This is a genomic window from Nonomuraea sp. NPDC050404, from assembly GCF_040655495.1.
Classification (GTDB): Bacteria; Actinomycetota; Actinomycetes; order Streptosporangiales; family Streptosporangiaceae; genus Nonomuraea.
The window spans coordinates 1-15,122 of the sequence record NZ_JBFAKB010000022.1 but is presented as its reverse complement, the minus strand read 5'-3'; the positions used below and the strand labels follow the sequence as shown (position 1 = coordinate 15,122).

The 15,122-nt window shown below is 69.9% G+C and carries 16 protein-coding genes; 9 read left to right on the top strand and 7 right to left on the bottom strand.

From position 1 onward, the window contains the following. Positions 1-31 precede the first annotated feature (31 nt). The 7 genes from AB0I81_RS44410 to AB0I81_RS44380 all read left to right on the top strand — a co-directional run bounded on the left by AB0I81_RS44410 (position 32) and on the right by AB0I81_RS44380 (position 6,320). A complete protein-coding gene (locus tag AB0I81_RS44410) occupies positions 32-355 on the top strand; it encodes a PadR family transcriptional regulator (protein WP_360670944.1) in 324 nt (107 codons plus the stop codon). After that, entirely contained in the window at positions 352-1,260 is a 909-nt protein-coding gene (locus tag AB0I81_RS44405) for a hypothetical protein (RefSeq protein WP_360670941.1), read from the top strand. The genes AB0I81_RS44410 and AB0I81_RS44405 overlap by 4 nt, the downstream gene beginning before the upstream one ends. A 33-nt stretch (positions 1,261-1,293) precedes the next feature. After that, the gene (locus AB0I81_RS44400; protein WP_360670939.1) at positions 1,294-2,199 is read left to right on the top strand and encodes a hypothetical protein; all 906 of its coding nucleotides are present in this window, start codon (positions 1,294-1,296) and stop codon (positions 2,197-2,199) included. 9 nt (positions 2,200-2,208) lie between these two features. Then, positions 2,209-3,942, top strand: coding sequence for a peptidoglycan-binding protein (locus AB0I81_RS44395; RefSeq protein WP_360670936.1), 1,734 nt, complete (start codon positions 2,209-2,211; stop codon positions 3,940-3,942). Next, positions 3,935-4,615, top strand: a complete 681-nt coding sequence (locus tag AB0I81_RS44390; RefSeq protein ID WP_360670933.1) for an ABC transporter ATP-binding protein — start codon at positions 3,935-3,937, stop codon at positions 4,613-4,615. The genes AB0I81_RS44395 and AB0I81_RS44390 overlap by 8 nt, the downstream gene beginning before the upstream one ends. Before the next feature lie 40 nt (positions 4,616-4,655). Next, positions 4,656-5,834 carry an ABC transporter permease gene (locus AB0I81_RS44385; protein ID WP_360670930.1) on the top strand — a complete coding sequence of 393 codons (1,179 nt, stop codon included), beginning with the start codon at positions 4,656-4,658 and terminating at the stop codon, positions 5,832-5,834. 66 nt (positions 5,835-5,900) lie between these two features. After that, positions 5,901-6,320 (top strand): hypothetical protein, encoded by a 420-nt coding sequence (locus AB0I81_RS44380; RefSeq protein WP_360670927.1) that lies wholly within the window; start codon positions 5,901-5,903, stop codon positions 6,318-6,320. Positions 6,321-6,322: 2 nt separating this feature from the next. Here the strand turns inward: AB0I81_RS44380 and AB0I81_RS44375 are convergent, their stop codons facing one another. The 3 genes from AB0I81_RS44375 to AB0I81_RS44365 form a co-directional block, all read right to left on the bottom strand. Beyond that, entirely contained in the window at positions 6,323-7,441 is a 1,119-nt protein-coding gene (locus AB0I81_RS44375; protein WP_360670924.1) for a monooxygenase, read from the bottom strand. An 82-nt stretch (positions 7,442-7,523) separates the two neighbouring features. After that, complete coding sequence (locus AB0I81_RS44370) at positions 7,524-8,645, bottom strand: histidine kinase (RefSeq protein WP_360670921.1); 1,122 nt, start codon at positions 8,643-8,645, stop codon at positions 7,524-7,526. A 54-nt stretch (positions 8,646-8,699) separates the two neighbouring features. Beyond that, complete coding sequence (locus tag AB0I81_RS44365) at positions 8,700-10,670, bottom strand: family 10 glycosylhydrolase (RefSeq protein ID WP_360670918.1); 1,971 nt, start codon at positions 10,668-10,670, stop codon at positions 8,700-8,702. Between the two features lie 259 nt (positions 10,671-10,929). Here AB0I81_RS44365 and AB0I81_RS44360 point away from each other — a divergent pair, with 259 nt between their 5' ends. Beyond that, positions 10,930-12,426, top strand: coding sequence for an N-acetylmuramoyl-L-alanine amidase (locus AB0I81_RS44360; protein WP_360670916.1), 1,497 nt, complete (start codon positions 10,930-10,932; stop codon positions 12,424-12,426). Positions 12,427-12,485: 59 nt separating this feature from the next. Here AB0I81_RS44360 and AB0I81_RS44355 read toward each other — a convergent pair whose 3' ends face one another. Genes AB0I81_RS44355 through AB0I81_RS44345 form a run of 3 tightly spaced genes read right to left on the bottom strand, consistent with a single transcriptional unit; the run spans position 12,486 to position 13,838 of the window. Next, positions 12,486-13,064: a DUF6461 domain-containing protein gene (locus tag AB0I81_RS44355; RefSeq protein ID WP_360670913.1), complete on the bottom strand. Its 579-nt coding sequence runs from the start codon at positions 13,062-13,064 to the stop codon at positions 12,486-12,488. A gap of 52 nt (positions 13,065-13,116) precedes the next feature. Next, a complete protein-coding gene (locus tag AB0I81_RS44350; RefSeq protein WP_360670910.1) occupies positions 13,117-13,569 on the bottom strand; it encodes a PIN domain-containing protein in 453 nt (150 codons plus the stop codon). After that, entirely contained in the window at positions 13,554-13,838 is a 285-nt protein-coding gene (locus AB0I81_RS44345) for a hypothetical protein (protein WP_360670907.1), read from the bottom strand. Before AB0I81_RS44345 ends, AB0I81_RS44350 begins: the two co-directional genes overlap by 16 nt. 184 nt (positions 13,839-14,022) lie before the next feature. Between AB0I81_RS44345 and AB0I81_RS44340 the strand changes: the two genes are divergently transcribed. Then, positions 14,023-14,178 carry a hypothetical protein gene (locus tag AB0I81_RS44340; RefSeq protein ID WP_360670905.1) on the top strand — a complete coding sequence of 52 codons (156 nt, stop codon included), beginning with the start codon at positions 14,023-14,025 and terminating at the stop codon, positions 14,176-14,178. Positions 14,179-14,221: 43 nt separating this feature from the next. Here the strand turns inward: AB0I81_RS44340 and AB0I81_RS44335 are convergent, their stop codons facing one another. Then, the gene (locus AB0I81_RS44335; protein WP_360670902.1) at positions 14,222-14,998 is read right to left on the bottom strand and encodes a hypothetical protein; all 777 of its coding nucleotides are present in this window, start codon (positions 14,996-14,998) and stop codon (positions 14,222-14,224) included. Between the last annotated feature and the right edge of the window lie 124 nt (positions 14,999-15,122).

Here is a 15,122-nt window from a genome sequence, read left to right as displayed (position 1 = left end):
ACGCTCCGTTGAACGGAATACTGTCGTCCCCATGCCCAGGGGAACCTCTGAAGTCAGCGAGCCGATGTACTTCGTGCTCACGGCCCTGCGCGCGGGCCCGCTGCACGGACACGCGATCAGCAAGGCGATCAAGGAGCTGTCGCGCGGACGGGTCCAGCCGTCCGTCGGCACGCTCTACGGCATCCTGGAGCGCCTGAACGAGCGGGGTGTGATCGCCGTGGACCGCGAGGAGACGGTGAACGGCCGCAACCGGCGCTACTTCAGGATCACCGACGACGGCCAGGCGCTGGTGGAGGCCGAGGCCAGACGGATGCAGGAGGCGGCCGCCCTGGTCCTGCGCCCGTCCGGCGCATGACGACGCTGAGCCGCTCGAACACGCGAGACCTCGAACGGCGTTACCGCAGGCTGCTGCTGGCCTATCCGCCCACGTACCGGCGCGCGCACGGCGACGAACTGCTCGACCTCCTGCTGGAGGACGCCGCCCCCGGCCGGCGGGTCCCCGTGCCGAAGGAGGCGTGGGGGCTGCTGGTGGGCGGCCTGCGCAGCCGCATCGTGCACCAGGCGACGGGCAGCGCCTGGCGGGACGGGCTGCACCTGGGGATCACGGCCGTGGCGATGGTGAACCTGGCCGCGCTGCTGCCCTACGTACAGGCGCTGCCGCTGTGGACGCTGCTGGCGGCGCTGGCGTTGCTGGCGGTCCTGCGCGGATGGCTGCGCACGGCCTTACCGCTCACCCTGCTGGTCGGCGTGAAGATGGTCGGGATCGCGAGCGGCCGGCAGTTCTTCGACGTAACCCCGCTGCCCGTCTATCCGAACGGGCTGAGCGAGGCCGCCCTGTTCGAGACGAGCGATCCGTACCTGGTCGCCGCCAGTTACGCGGTGGTGCTGATCGGTCTGGTGGTGCTCACGTCGCTGCGGCGGCCGGTGCGGGCCAGGTCCTGGTGGTGGTGGGCGGCGGCGCTGCCGGCCGCGTGGGCGGGACCGGCGTGGCTGGCGGAGGAGTTCGATCACCCGGTCAGCCTGAGCAGGATGGCCGCGGAGGTGGTGGCGCTCGGGCTCGCCGTGGCGGGCGGCTACCTGGCACGCGACCCCCGATGGGCGCTGGCGTCGGGCGTCTACCTGCTGATCGTCTCCAGCGACCTGGCCTTCCACGCCGAGCAACTCGGCAGGCAGCACCTCGCCTACGCCGGAATCCTCCTCCTGCTGGTCACGGCCGCCGCGCTCATCCCATTCCGCCAGCGGCGGCACTGTCTGGATTGACGATGCTCCGTTTAACGGAGTATGGTCTCCGCCATGCTCAAGAGATCCCGCCTGGCTTTCGCCATGTCCATCTCCGCGGCCGTGCTCTGCGGCTGCGGGGGCGCCGCCGAGACCGCCCGTACGACGACCGACGCGAGTCCCGTCGCCGCGGCGAAGGACAAGAAGCACCAGTTCGAGAGCGCCAAGGCCGACTGCATGAAGCAGAAGGGCTTCAAGTACGTGGCGTACGTGAAGCCCGAGAAACAACTGAGCGACCAGGACCGCAAGCTCGCCTCCGGCGACTACGAGGCGATGCGGACCTATCGCGAGAAGTACGGCTTCGGGATCTTCTCCCGGCACGTCTACCCCACCGAGATCGGCATCGAGACCTCACATGAGGAGGTCGACGACGACCCCAATGTCAAGATCCTGAGGAAGTTCTCACCGGCCCAGCACGACGCCTACAACAAGGCCAAGGACGCCTGTATCAGTGCGGCTTCCAAACAGGTACTCGGTCTGACCGTGAAGTCGAACATCGACTACTTCGGCCAGTACACCCTGAGCCTCAGACGACTGCGGGGTGCGGAGCTCGACGGCGACGCCAAGCTGGTGGAGCTGGCCGGGTCCATGGCCACCTGCCTCAAGGGCAAGGGGCACCCGGTCAAGGACACCAAGCCGTCGCGCATGCAGCGGCGCGGCGAGGACCTGTTCATGGACCAGCAGGGTGCGATCGGCCGCGAACAGCAGGGCGACCTGCCCAAGGGCCCGAAGATGACGAAGGAGACCAGGCAGTTCCAGATGCCGACGCTCTCGCCCCAGCAAGCCCGGCCGTACCTGGACAAGGAGATCAAGGCGGCACTCGACGACCTGGAGTGCGGCAAGGACTTCTACGCGACCTACGAACCGCGGGACACCGCGATCAAGCAGAGGCTCAACGAGCAGTTCGCCTCCTCCTTCTGACCCGCCCCCATGAAATCCCCACGCAGGCTGCTCGCCGGCGTCATCGCCGGCGTGCTCATCATCGCGGGCGCCGGCTGGGCGGTGGGCGCCCGGCTGCGCTCCCCCGCCGACGAGGCGGCCCGCCGCGCCGCCCCCGCAGCCTCACTCGTCACCGCCCCCGTCGAACGGCGCAAGCTCGTCAGCACGGTGGTGCTCAGCGGCATGCTGGAGTACGGCTCCCCGTTGCCGATCAGCCTGGCCGGAGTCGTCGGCGGCACCGCCGAGCTGCAACGCGCCACCCGCGCCCCGAAGAAGGGCCGGATCAGGGAGGGCGCCGTGCTGATGGAGGTCAACGGCCGCCCGGTCTTCGCGCTGCGCGGCACGGTGCCGATGCACCGCACGCTGGCCCCCGGCAGCAAGGGGGACGACGTGAAGCAGTTGCAGCGGGCGCTGCGCGGTCTCGGGTTCGGCGCACCCTCCTCGGGCGTGTTCGACTCGGCCACGATCGCCGCCGTCACCAGGATGTACGCCAAGAAGGGGTACGAGGCCCAGCAGCCCACGCTGGCCGACCGGCAGACCCATGACACGTTGCGCAAGGCCGTACAGACGGCCCAGGCGACCCTGGCGACCGAAAAGCAGGCCCTTGACCAGGGGCGCGACGTCCTGCCGCTGAAGGTCAAGCTCGACAACACCAAGAACGACCTGGCGGAGGCCAACGCCGCGCTGGCGGAGAACGAGGCCCGGGAGCTGACGGCGGCGGACGAAGCCAAGGTGGCGGCGGCGGACGCGGCCGTACGGGCGGCAGAAGAGGCGTTGCTGACGGCCGAGCAGGCACTCGACGCCGCCAGGAACCCCACCCCGACCAGCACCCCGACCCCTACCGCCACGGTCACACCGACAGTCACCCCGGTCTCTTTCACCCCCGACACGAGCCTGCTGGAGCTGCGGGTGGAGAACGCCAGGGCGGACCTGGCGGCGGCCCATGAGGCGCGCGAGCTGGCCCTGAGGGAGGCCGGGGAGGCCAGGAAGAGCAGGCTGGCGGAGCTGCGTAAGTCCGTGCGGACGGCCAAGGAGCTGGTGGTCACCGCCGAGCAGGAGTTGCGCCGGGCCAGGCAGCTCTCCCCCGCCAGGCTGAAGGTGAGCCATGCGAAGAAGGACGTGGCGGCGGCCAAGGAGATGCTGGCCGAGTACGCCCGCACGTACGGCGTCTCGATCCCGCCCGGTGAGGTGGTGTTCCTGCCGAAGCTGCCCGCCCGCGTGCAGAAGGTCTCGGTGAAGGCCGGACAGCGTATCGAGGACGAGGTGGCGACCGTGACCGGTTCGACGTTCACGGTGAGCGGGGCCGTGGAGCCGGCCGAGTCGGAGCTGCTGCGGCCCGGCATGGCGGCCGGCATCGAGCTGGACACGGGCAGGACGTACCCGGCCAGTCTCACCGCGATCGGCGAGAAGGCCAAGGTGCCGGGCGCGGAAGAGGTCGCGGACGGGTCCCAGCCGGTCCTGCTCACGCCCTCCTCCGGCAAGGGGCTGCGGCCCGGCGTCGCGGTGACCGCGCGGGTGACGGTGGGGGCGACCAAGCACCCGGTGCTGGTCGTGCCGGTGGTCGCGGTGATCACCTCGGCGGACGGGAAGGCCCGCGTGCGGGTCGAGTACGCCACCGACAGGACCAGGGACGTCGAGGTGCGCACGGGCCTGACCGCCGACGGGAACGTCGAGGTCAGCGGCGACCTGAAGGAGGGTGACCGGGTGGTGGTGAGCAATGCCTGACCGGGCCGTCATCGAGCTGACGGACGTGTGCCGCCGCTTCCCCGCCCAACCGCCGGTCCGGGCGCTGCACGAGATCTGCCTGCGGGTGGAGCAGGGCGACTACCTGGCCATCGTGGGCCCGTCCGGCTCGGGCAAGTCCACGTTGCTGAATGTTCTGGGGCTCCTGGATCGTCCCACTTCCGGTAGTTACCTCCTAAATGGCACGGAGACCACTACGCTGCGGGACGGAGCCAGAACCCGGTTGCGTGGCAACCGGATCGGCTTCGTCTTCCAGTCCTTCCACCTGCTCTCCCACCGCAGCGTGGTGGAGAACGTCATGCTCGCCGAGGTCTACGGCGGGCGGAAGCGTAAGGGAAGACGGGCGAGGGCCCTGGCGGCGCTGGAGCGGGTGGGCCTCGGTCACCGGGCCGGGTTCTTGCCGAATCGGTTGTCCGGGGGCGAGCGCCAGCGCGCGGCCATCGCCAGGGCCCTCGTCGCAGGCCCGTCGCTGCTGCTGTGCGACGAGCCCACCGGCAATCTCGACACCCGCAACACCGGGGCGGTGCTCGACCTGTTCGGCGAGTTGCGGGAGCAGGGCCTGACGATCGTGGTCATCACGCACGAGCGGGAGGTCAGCGAGCGGGCCGGACGCCGCGTGCGCATCACCGACGGCCTGTTGGTTGAGGAGACGTGATGCGCGTCCGCGACCTGGCCGGCTCGTCGGGGGAGGGCTGATGCACGTACGCGACCTGATCGGGGAGGCCGTGGCGGGCATGCTCGCCAGGCCCGTACGCTCGGCGCTGACCACGCTCGGCACCGTGCTCGGCATCACCACCCTGGTCGTCACGCTCGGCGTGTCCGCCACCGCGGGCAACCAGATCGTCGGCCGCTTCGACGAGCTGGTCGCCACGTCGATCACCGTGGAGGTGCCGGAGAACAAGACGTCCCCGCTGGTGGCCTGGGACGCGGTCGAGCGCGTGAGCAGGCTGCGCGGGGTGGAGTCGGCCGCCGCGGTGTCCGACCCCGGCCAGGACGCGCAGGTGTACGTACGCTCCAACGACCTCGTGGACCCCACCCGCGTCACCACGCAGTCGCTGACCGTCCTGGCCGCCACGACCGGCCTGCCCGAGGCCGTACGCGGGCGGATGGTGCAGGGTCGCTTCTACGACAGCGGGCACGTCCGGCGCGGCGACCGGGTGGCCGTGATCGGCGAGGAGGCGGCCAGGATGCTCGGCGTCGCCCGGCTCGACCGCGCACCGGCGATCTTCATCGGCAAGCACGCGTACACGGTGATCGGCGTGCTCGGCGGCCTGCGCCGGGAGAAGAACCTGAGCACCGCCGTGGTCGTGCCGTCCACCGTGGGCAGGCAGTTCGGGCTGCGCGACGTCACCAGGGTGCTGGTCAACACCAGCCTCGGCGCGGCGGACCTGATCGCGGGCCAGGCTCCGGCAGCGCTCAGCCCGGGTAACGGCGACACGCTGCAGGTGCTGTCCCCGCCCAGCCCCACCAGGGCGCGCGACGGGGCGCAGGACGACGTCAACGCGCTCTTCCTGATCCTCGGCCTGGTCTCGCTGGTCGTCGGCGCGGTCGGCATCGCCAACGTCACCCTCGTCACCGTGATGGAACGCATCCCCGAGATCGGCCTGCGCCGCGCGCTCGGCGCGGCCAGGCGGCACATCGCGGCCCAGTTCCTGCTGGAGTCGACGCTGATCGGGCTCACCGGCGGCGTGATCGGCGCGAGCCTGGGGGTGGTCGCGGTCGTCGCGATCTCGGCCGTCAAGCAGTGGACGCCGCTGCTCGACGTGCGGCTGGCGATCGCCGCGCCGGTCGCGGGAGCCCTGGTGGGGCTGCTGGCCGGACTCTACCCGGCGCTGCGCGCGGCCAGCATGGAACCGGTGGACGCGCTCAGGTGAGCCATTCCGGCCCGGCTCACGTCCGCTCAGGTGAGCCATTCCCGGCTGAGATACGTCCAACAGGACATGAAGCTCTGGCGAATCGTGCCCCTCCCCCTGCTCCTGCTGGCGCTGAGCACGTCCATGGCCCCGGCGCAGGCGGAGGTCGCCCCCAAGCGAACCCTCGTGGAGCTGCGCAAGGAGGGCGGCTTCGCGGGACTGATGGACCGGGTGATCGTCTACGGCAACGGATGCGCCCGGTTCAGCCGCCGCACCGGGCCGACCATCGACAAGTGCCTGACCGCCAAGGAGAAGCGCAAGTTGCGCGGCCACCTCAGGCACCTGAAGATCGGCCGGTCGCAGCGGGCGCCGCAGGGGGCCGACTTCATCAAGTTCACGCTGGCCTACGGCAAACGGCGGGCCAGCGTGTACGACCTGCCCGCCACCTGGCAGCCGGTGGTGCGGGAGCTGGACAAGGCCATGGAGAAGTACTGGGCGCCGGACTGAGATCAGGCGGCCGACGCGACGGCGATGCCCAGGCACATCTCATCGGCGGTGCCGGCGCCCCAGACCACGTAGCGCGGCGGGGTGTCGCGCAGTTGCGGCAGCATGGCACGCAGGCCGGCGTCGTGCGTGCAGGTGACCCGTACGACGTCGCCCTTCTCGACCGTGACCGGTGACGGCAGCGGGCGCAGCGTCTGGTCGTCGAAGTTGTAGCGGGGGACGTCGAGGAGCGTCATGGCCCGCGCGGTGCCCGGGTTCAGCTCGACCTTGATCGCGCGGCCGAGCAGGTGCATGTGACCGGCCAGCGCGTGCAGGGTGAAGCGGGAGGGCACGGTCATGTCGCAGCGCTGGGTCGGCCCCGGCTTCAGCGGGCCACAGTGTTCCTTCAGCCCCTCAACCTCTGCCCTGCTCTCCTCGCCGAAGCGTTTGGCGACGTCGTTCACGGCGGCCTTCCTGTCGCACAGCGGACCGGACTCGCTCGCCGTACAGGGCAGCTCGACGGGAGCGAAGAACTGCTCGGTCACCAGGGGCTCCAGCCGCCGGTCGGTGACCCGCAGGCGCACGCCCGACCTGTCGGAACCCGCCGCGCTCAGCAGGTTGTAGTGCACCTGCATGATCAGGTGGCTGCCGGGTGGCAGGTCGTAGCCGAGCTTGGGGTCGAGGAGCGTCTCGTTGGTGCCCGGCGCCCAGTGCCCCACCCAGCGCGCCTCGCCGATGCCGGCGTCGCCGAAGCAGGTCCAGCCCTGGCCAGGGGTGTTCGCGTCCCGCTCGCGCGCCTCGCCGACCTGGTCGGCGGCGACCATGAAGAAGATCGCGTGGTGCACGATGTCGCCGTTCTGCGGCTGGAACTGGGTGCCGGTCAGGGACACCCGGCCGCTCTGGCCCGGGTCGACGAGGAAGCAGCGGTACTCGTCCGTGCCGCCGTTGGGCGCGGCGGGCGTGTACGACTGCGGCAGGGCGAGGTTGACGAAACGCTCGCCGGCCCGCAGCGGCGTCGGCGCCGGCGCATGCTTGGTGGCGTGACCCGTGTGCGCGGCGGGTGGCGCGGCGGTGGTGGCCGCGCCGCAGGAGGCGAGCAGGACGGCCACGAAGAAGAGGGCGGCCGCCCGCAGGTATCGGTTCATGTCTCAACGGTCGCCCGGAAGGCGGGCCCCCGGCATCCCTCCCCAGAACGCTTTCGGTACTCCCCTGGGATGACCCGGATCATCACACCTCGGTCGCAGGCCCACTCGTGGGCAGGCTCGCCTCGACCCGGAACCCGCCGTTCGCCGTCGGCCCGCTCTCCAGCCTGCCCCCGGCCAGCTCCACCCGCGTGCGCAGGTCCGGCAGGCTCATCCCGGGGCCGGCGACGGTGACCCAGGCGTCCGGCAGCCCGGCCGTGTTGCGCACGGTGATCCGTACGGTGCCGGCCACGTAACGGACCTGGACCCGTACCTCCGCCCCGGGCGCGTGCTTGCCCACGTTGGTCAGCGCCGCCTCGACCACCAGGTACGCCGTCCGCCCCACCAGCCCCGAGACGGGCACCGGCGTGCCGTCAACCGACAGCTCCACCGGCACCCCGTCCCTGGCCGAGTCGATCACCAACGGCCGCAGGTCCGGCAGGGGCAGCCCCAGGTCGAAGCCCTCGCCGGTGCCGCGACGTAACAGCGCCACCATGTGCCGCAACTCGTCGAGCGTCTCGCGGCCGGTCGCCCTGATGTCCTCGGCCGTCACCCTGGCCTTGTCGTCATCGGTCGCCAGGGCCAGCACGCCGGCCTGGAGCACCATCCGGCTGACCCGGTGGGTGACGACGTCGTGCATCTCGCCGGCCAGCCGTTCACGCTCCACCCGTTCCGAACGTTGCGCCAGCTCGGCGTGCAGGCGGCTCCTGGTGGCCACGTACAGGCCGTACATCGTGGCCAGCGCGATCACCGCCTCGGTGCGGGCCACCAGCGCGCTCCGGTCGGAGAGCAGCAGGACGGCGAAGGCGAGCACGATCACCGGCAGCCACCGCGTGAGCGGACGCCGCCCGGTCGCGAACACCATGGCGCCATAGACGGCGAACGGGCACGCGGGCGGCCAGATCCAGGCGTCGGCCGAGACGTGCACGGCCTCGGGGGGAAGCAGGAGGACAACGGGGGCGAACGCGGCCAGCACGGGCAGGGCGATCGCGGTGCCGGCGCAGATCCAGGCGACGACCAGCGGCGCCCGGCGCAACCAGAGCAGTGACAGCGCCCCCGCCAGCAGGAGCACCAGGCCAGGGCCGCCCGCGAAGCCGGTCGCCGGTGTCAATCCTGCCGCTACCAGGACCGCGACGGCGTCGAGCAGCCGCGTGCGGGCACCGTCCACCGGTTCATCGTACGATCACCCGCCGTGTCTGCCCACCCCCGAACGGGTAGCCGATCACAGCCTGGTCAGGCGGACGGCGTCGGCGATGACGTATCCGGTGGTCGAGGTCCAGCGGCTCACGCCGACCACGTTGTAGGTGCCCGCCGCGAGCTGGTACGTCCCGAGGTCCCGCCAGGTGCCGCCGCCCGTCCGCTGGTCCACGGTGACCGTACGGTTCCCGCCCGAGGCCGCCACGATGAACGGGGTCGCGCTGTTGTATCCGGAGGCGGCCGGATACCACACCTCCACCCGGTAGGTGCCCGCGCTCGGGACGGCCGCGCGGAACCAGGCGGGATCGCTGGCCGCGACCGGCTCGGCGAAGCGGTAGTCGGTCCCGTGCGCCTGCGCCGAGTACGTGGAGGTGCCCCAGGCCGAGCCCGCGGCGAACCCGGCATCGGCGTTGTCGATCACCGTGCTGTTCCCGCCACCGCCCTCACCTGCGGGTTTGCCCGCGCTCGGCGCGCTCTCCTGGTGGGTGCGGTTGAGCGCGGTCACGTAGTAGGTGTGGGCCGAGCCGGTGGCCGTCGTGTCGGTGAACGTCTTCTGCCTGGTCGTCCCGACCAGGTTGCGGGCGTCGGCGAAGAAGCACGGGTCGGCCGCCTGCGGGGTGCCGTCCACCCGGTAGACGGCGTACGAGGTGCCGGAGCCCGTCCAGGCGACCTGCACGCCGTTCGATCCCCGGGTGGCCGAGGTGATCGCCGGCGCGCCGGGCGCGGTCGCGCCGCCACGGGCCGGCAGCAGCGCGGGCCTGCTGTAGTGGGCGTTGACCACCCTGGTGAAGGCCCCGATTCGGTCGGCCTTGACGTCCTTGGCGCTGAACCAGACGTCACCCACCACCTCGGGATGCCGCCGGTTGTCGTGCAGATGATCGCTGAGCTCCGCCGGATCCTGCCAGGCGGCCTCCTGCCCGGAGGCTCCCGCGCGGTAGGCGGCCTGCCCGATGACGAGTTGCACGCCGGTCCCGGCGACCACGCCGGACCACCAGGCGGTCAGCACCTCGTAGGCGGCGGTGGAGAAGCCGATGTGCCAGTAGATCTGCGGTGACAGGTAGTCCACCCAGCCCTGCTTGACCCACTGCCTGCTGTCGGCGTAGATCGCGTCGTAGGACTGCAGTCCGGAGGTGTTCGAGCCGAGCGGGTCGGTGCCGGCGTTGCGCCAGATGCCGAACGGGCTGATGCCGAACGACACGTGCGGCTTGGCGGTGTGGATGCGCTGGTCGAGCTCGCGTACGAGCCGGTTGACGTTGTCGCGCCGCCAGTCGCCGATGTTGGTGAAGGACCCGCCGTAGCGCTCGTACGTGGCGGAGTCGGGGATGCTCTGCCCGCTCACCGGATACGGGTAGAAGTAGTCGTCGAGGTGCACGCCGTCCACGTCGTACTTGGTGACGGCGTCCATCATCGCGTCCTGGATGAAGTCGCGTACCTCCGGGATTCCCGGGTTGTAGTAGAGCTTGCCGCCGTAGGCGAAACGCCAGTCCGGGTGCTGCCGCGCCGGATGCGTGGACACCAGCCTGGACGGGTCGGCGTGGTTGGCGATCCGGTACGGGTTGAACCAGGCGTGGAACTCCAGGTTACGGGCGTGCGCCTCGCCGACCATGAAGGCCATCGGGTCGTAGCCCGGGTTGCGCCCCTGGGTGCCGGTCAGCCACTGCGACCACGGCTCGTACGCCGACGGCCAGAACGCGTCGGCCGTCGGCCTGACCTGCACGATCACGGCGTTCATGCGCTTGGCCACGGCCAGGTCGAGCCACGCGCGGAACTCGGCCTGCTGCGCCGACACGCTCAGCCCGGTGCGGCTGGGCCAGTCGATGTTGGCGACCGAAGAGATCCACATGGCCCTGAGCTGCCGCTTCGGGGTGGCGGGATCGGTCGTGCAGGCGGCTGCGGCGGCGGGAGCGGAGCTTTGGAGTGGGCTGACTTGGCTGACTGGGCTGACGAACGCGGCGATGAGCACCGCGAGGACGACGGTACGCAGGAGCGCGGTCACGAAGGGAAGTTTCAGCGCAACTGCCGCAAAGCGCAATAGTTTTCACAAAGATCGGAGGACATCGAGCTTTGGAGCGGGGCGAGAAGTTTCACCTAACTCGGCAGTAATGTCAATTATCGACATCAGTCAGAAGATTGCCGTAGCGTGCTGCCGAAACCCGTGAACGAGGAGCACCCCTATGACTCTCGCCCGCACGCGATTAGTAGCCCTCGCCACCTCGGCCCTCACCCTTCTCCTAGTAGCCGGCCAGCCCGCGACCGTGGCTTCGGCTTCGGCTCAGAACCCGCTGGTCACCGCCTTCGACCAGGCGGCCGCCACGCACGACGTACCCCGCGACCTGCTCGTCGCCCTCGCCTACGCCGAGACGCATCTCGACGGTCACAACGGCGAGCCCAGCGCCAGCAACGGCTACGGCGTGATGCACCTGGTCAGCAACCCGACCAACCACTCGCTCGAAAAGGCCGCCGAGCTCACCGAGCTCCCTGCCGGCAAGCTCAGGACCGACGACGCGGCCAACATCCTCGGCGGCGCGGCCGTCCTGCGCGCCCACGCCGATGAGCTGGGCCTCGACGAGTCCGCCAGGAAGGACCCGGGCGGCTGGTACCGGGCCGTGGCCAAGTACGGCAACGCCTCCTCGCCCGAGCTGGCCCGCCTGTACGCCGACGCGGTCTACGAGCAGCTCGGCCTGGGCATCTCGGCGCGCGGCGTACAGGTCAAGCCGCAGGAGGTCACCGCCGACCGTGGCGAGTACGCCAAGGCCCCCGACCTGAACGCGCGGGCCGGCAAGCAGGCGGAAGGCCGGGCAGGCAACCGGGCGGAGGGCCAGGACGACGCGCAGATCGCCGCCGCCAGCCCCGACTACCCGCCGGCCGCCTGGGTCGCCGCCAACTCCGGCAACTACCGCGTCTCCAACCGCGAGACCAGCTACAACATCGACAAGGTGGTCATCCACGTCACCCAGGGTTCCTACGCCGGGACCATCTCCTGGTTCCAGAACCCCAGCGCCAACGTCTCCGCGCACTACGTGGTCAAGTCCTCCAACGGCGCCATCACCCAGATGGTCCGCGACAAGGACGTCGCCTGGCACGCGGGCAACTCCTCCTACAACAACCGCTCCATCGGCATCGAGCACGAGGGCTGGGTCAACGACCCCTCGTGGTTCACCGACGCCATGTACCGGGCCTCGGCCGCGCTGACTCGTCACCTCTGCGACAAGTACGGCATCCCGAAGACCAGGACCGGCATCATCGGCCACAACGAGGTGCCCGGCGCGACCCACACCGACCCGGGCTCGCACTGGAACTGGACCACGTACATGAACTACGTGACCGGTGGCGGCGGCACCCCCACGTGGACCACCACGGTCGACAACGCCACCTCCGGCCAGTTCACCGCCAGCGCGAACTGGGGCACCTCCACCTACTCCAGCCAGCGCCACGGCGCCGACTACCGCTACGCCGAACCGGTCGCCTCCAGCGACCCCGCGTGGTACTCGGCCACGATCCCGAGCGCCGGCAACTACCGGGTCGAGGTCTGGTATCCGGCCGATCCCGGCTACAACAGCTCGGCGCCGTACATCGTGGCGGCGGCGGGCGGCAACCAGACGGTGTACGTCGACCAACGCTCGGGCGGCGGAGCCTGGCGCACCATCGGCACCTTCGCCCTGAACGCCGGCACCCAGAACGTGGTCGGCGTGAGCCGCTGGACCTCGGGCACCGGCCTGGTGATCGCCGACGCGGTCCGCATCAGCAAGTAACGACCACCCCTCGGAACGGCCCGCGCCCGAAACCCCTCCCGGGCGCGGGCCCTCGCCCCCTACGTGGTGGTGAGCGGTGAGGGGATGACTCCGGACAGGTAGATGGACTCGTCCAGGATCCGGGGAGTGAGCTTGATCCCGGTGAGCCGCTCGATCAGGACGAACCCCGGGCCCCGGTAGAGCTCCCTGTCGTCGCGATCAAGCTGCTCAATGGTCTCCACGAGTTCTTCGGGAACCTCGGAGAAGCCCTCCTGCGCCCAGTAGGCGAGCCGGATCTCCCCGTCCTCGGCCCAGCGGAACTCCTCCAAGTCCTTGATATCGAGGTGGTAGAGGGAGACCAGACGGGTGCCCGCCGACAGCGGAACGATGAAGTCGTCATGCGGGCCGAGCCAGCCGTTGTACTGCACGACGAACGCCCACTCGCCCACAGCCGTCACCGCGACGAACGGGATGTCGTAGTCGTAGCGGTGGCCGGCCTCGATCGACTCATCGAGCGTCATCCAGGAGAAGTCTCCTACCTGGCCGCCCATCCGGGCCACGAGTTGCTCGGGGGTGAGCCCGCGAACGAAGATGAAGCTGAAAGCCTCCGCGAGGCCGTGTCCTGCGAACCAGGCGTAGTCGCCAAGGGGCGAAATCATGCGGCGATCATGACAGACCCCACCGACACAACCTCAGCTTGTCGTCGGGCTCTTACACCACGATGTACTTGATCTGCCGCGCACCCAGCTCAACAGCAGCCTTGCACAGAACGGGAATATGCGTGCAGTCGGCAGTCAGGAGGCGGCCCGGCGCGTTGGTGGAAGCAGCCGTGGCCGTTACGAGCGCGTCGATGACGTTGGCGTGACCGTCGAGTCCGGTGTGCTCCAGCAACCCTGCAGCCAGGTCAGCCAAATGCTCACCCACCGGCACGATCGTCAATCGCGAGCGGAGCCAGCGCATCCGGGCTGCGGCCTGTCCCGTCCTGCGTTGCTCGGCAAGGGTGACCACGCTGACGGTTGCGGCGTACCCGTCCTCACGCGAAGCCTCCACCAGGCTCACCGTGTCGGCGTGGTCATCAGCCAGCAGTGAAAGAGCCTGAGCATCCAGCACCAGCAGCGGGCCCGCGGCAGCCGCACCGGGAGTTCGCCTCAGGCGTCGCGCCACTGACGCCTCGCCTGCTCCAGGCTCTCTTCACTGATCGGACCGTGCCGGCGCTCGTAGTCATCGACGATCTCACCCGTTTTCATGAGCGCCAGCCAGTGCTGAGCGGCACCGGCCATGAAGGCAGAGAACTCACCACGGCCGACGCGTGCGTCGATCTCGGCGGCAAGCTCTTCTGGCATGGTGATCGCCTTTTTGACCTTCGGGCCGGGCTTTTCGTCGCGGGCGACATACAGCGTGGCCCGAGACGAAGGTTCGGTGCTGTCAGGCATACCCCAATCATACTCTTGGTATGATGATCATGAGCGCGATTCGAGAGTCGAACTCACCGACTCTCGCGCTACCCACGAAGGCCCAAAGACGCCATAAGACTCGCCTCACGGGCTTGCCACTCCTCGCCGCCAGCAGCGAGTGTGACGTCATGACCAGCCTCCACCCCCAGAAGTGGGAGTACTGGTGACGAGAACAGCTCTGGACTTCTACGAGGACGACGAAGACCCTGACGTCCTGCTGGCCTTGTTCGAGGCTGGAGAGAAGGGCGTCACCACCATGCCGACGTCGGCTCTGCCGTACGTGATGTGGCAGCCGTCAAATATCCATCAAGAAGGCTGACCTGCGAAGTTTGAGCAGCCTCTGGGGTGCCGAAGCAAACGCATCAAAGTCCAGCATGGCCCGTGCGGCTCGCGACTGCGGCAAGTCGCCGTACGCCCGGGGTGCGGGGATGATGCCTGGTCAGATCGGTGACGATCCGGAGGATAGAGGGGCGGTGGATCTCGTCGGGAGCCTCGCGGTACGCGGCCAGGAGCGCGCGGGCGGTCTCCTCTGGCCGGCCTGCCTGCTGCCAGACGCGCGCCATGTCGGTGTGCAGGCGCCCGCGCCGCTCAGCGGTGGGGAACTGGCCCGGGTGCAGCCGCCGACCGGCCCGGAGCGCTGCCCCGGTGTCGCCGAGAGACCAGTGCACCCCGACCCGGTATAGGGCGACGCTCGCGGGTGTGACGGGCTGACCGTGAGGAGCGTGCAGGCGCGCTGCGGCACGCTCAGCGTCGGCAATCATGTTCAGGGAGCGCTCCCGGTCTCCCGCGTGAGCCGCGTTGTACGCGCACGTGCACAACATCTGCGCGTACATGGCCGCCTCAGCCGGGATCGTTAGACCGATCGACTCCAGGTGGTCGGCCGCTTCCGCCGTCACCCGGTCAGCCAGAGCGTGCTGCCCCTCGTGCCGCAACACGACGCTGAGGTGGCGGGCAGCGGACGCCATCGCGACCTGCGATCCGGACAACCGGGCGTATGCCGTGGCGCGGTCGGCCGTGATCCGGCGCGTCGGCGCGCCGAGCTTTCCGAGCGCGTCAGTGGCCAGGTCGTAGCAAGCGGCCAGCCGCGCAAACCCGACAGGGTCGCGGCGGTCGTCGGCGACCGTGTGCGCGACACTCATCAACTTGGGGAGATGGGCCACAAGCGTGGCTAGTGCTGTGACCGGAAACGATCACCGGGTTGGCGCGTAGGACGGTCCTGCCGGTTGGATGGTGCTGATCACGTTCGATCGGTAGTTGGGAGTC

Excerpts from the sequence above, each read along its gene's own strand:
- AB0I81_RS44410 (WP_360670944.1), top strand. The coding sequence starts at position 32 with ATGCCCAGGGGAACCTCTGAAGTCAGCGAGCCGATGTACTTCGTGCTC.
- AB0I81_RS44405 (WP_360670941.1), top strand. The coding sequence starts at position 352 with ATGACGACGCTGAGCCGCTCGAACACGCGAGACCTCGAACGGCGTTAC.
- AB0I81_RS44400 (WP_360670939.1), top strand. The coding sequence starts at position 1,294 with ATGCTCAAGAGATCCCGCCTGGCTTTCGCCATGTCCATCTCCGCGGCC.
- AB0I81_RS44395 (WP_360670936.1), top strand. The coding sequence starts at position 2,209 with ATGAAATCCCCACGCAGGCTGCTCGCCGGCGTCATCGCCGGCGTGCTC.
- AB0I81_RS44390 (WP_360670933.1), top strand. The coding sequence starts at position 3,935 with ATGCCTGACCGGGCCGTCATCGAGCTGACGGACGTGTGCCGCCGCTTC.
- AB0I81_RS44385 (WP_360670930.1), top strand. The coding sequence starts at position 4,656 with ATGCACGTACGCGACCTGATCGGGGAGGCCGTGGCGGGCATGCTCGCC.
- AB0I81_RS44380 (WP_360670927.1), top strand. The coding sequence starts at position 5,901 with ATGAAGCTCTGGCGAATCGTGCCCCTCCCCCTGCTCCTGCTGGCGCTG.
- AB0I81_RS44375 (WP_360670924.1), bottom strand. The coding sequence starts at position 7,441 with ATGAACCGATACCTGCGGGCGGCCGCCCTCTTCTTCGTGGCCGTCCTG.
- AB0I81_RS44355 (WP_360670913.1), bottom strand. The coding sequence starts at position 13,064 with ATGATTTCGCCCCTTGGCGACTACGCCTGGTTCGCAGGACACGGCCTC.
- AB0I81_RS44345 (WP_360670907.1), bottom strand. The coding sequence starts at position 13,838 with ATGCCTGACAGCACCGAACCTTCGTCTCGGGCCACGCTGTATGTCGCC.
- AB0I81_RS44335 (WP_360670902.1), bottom strand. The coding sequence starts at position 14,998 with ATGAGTGTCGCGCACACGGTCGCCGACGACCGCCGCGACCCTGTCGGG.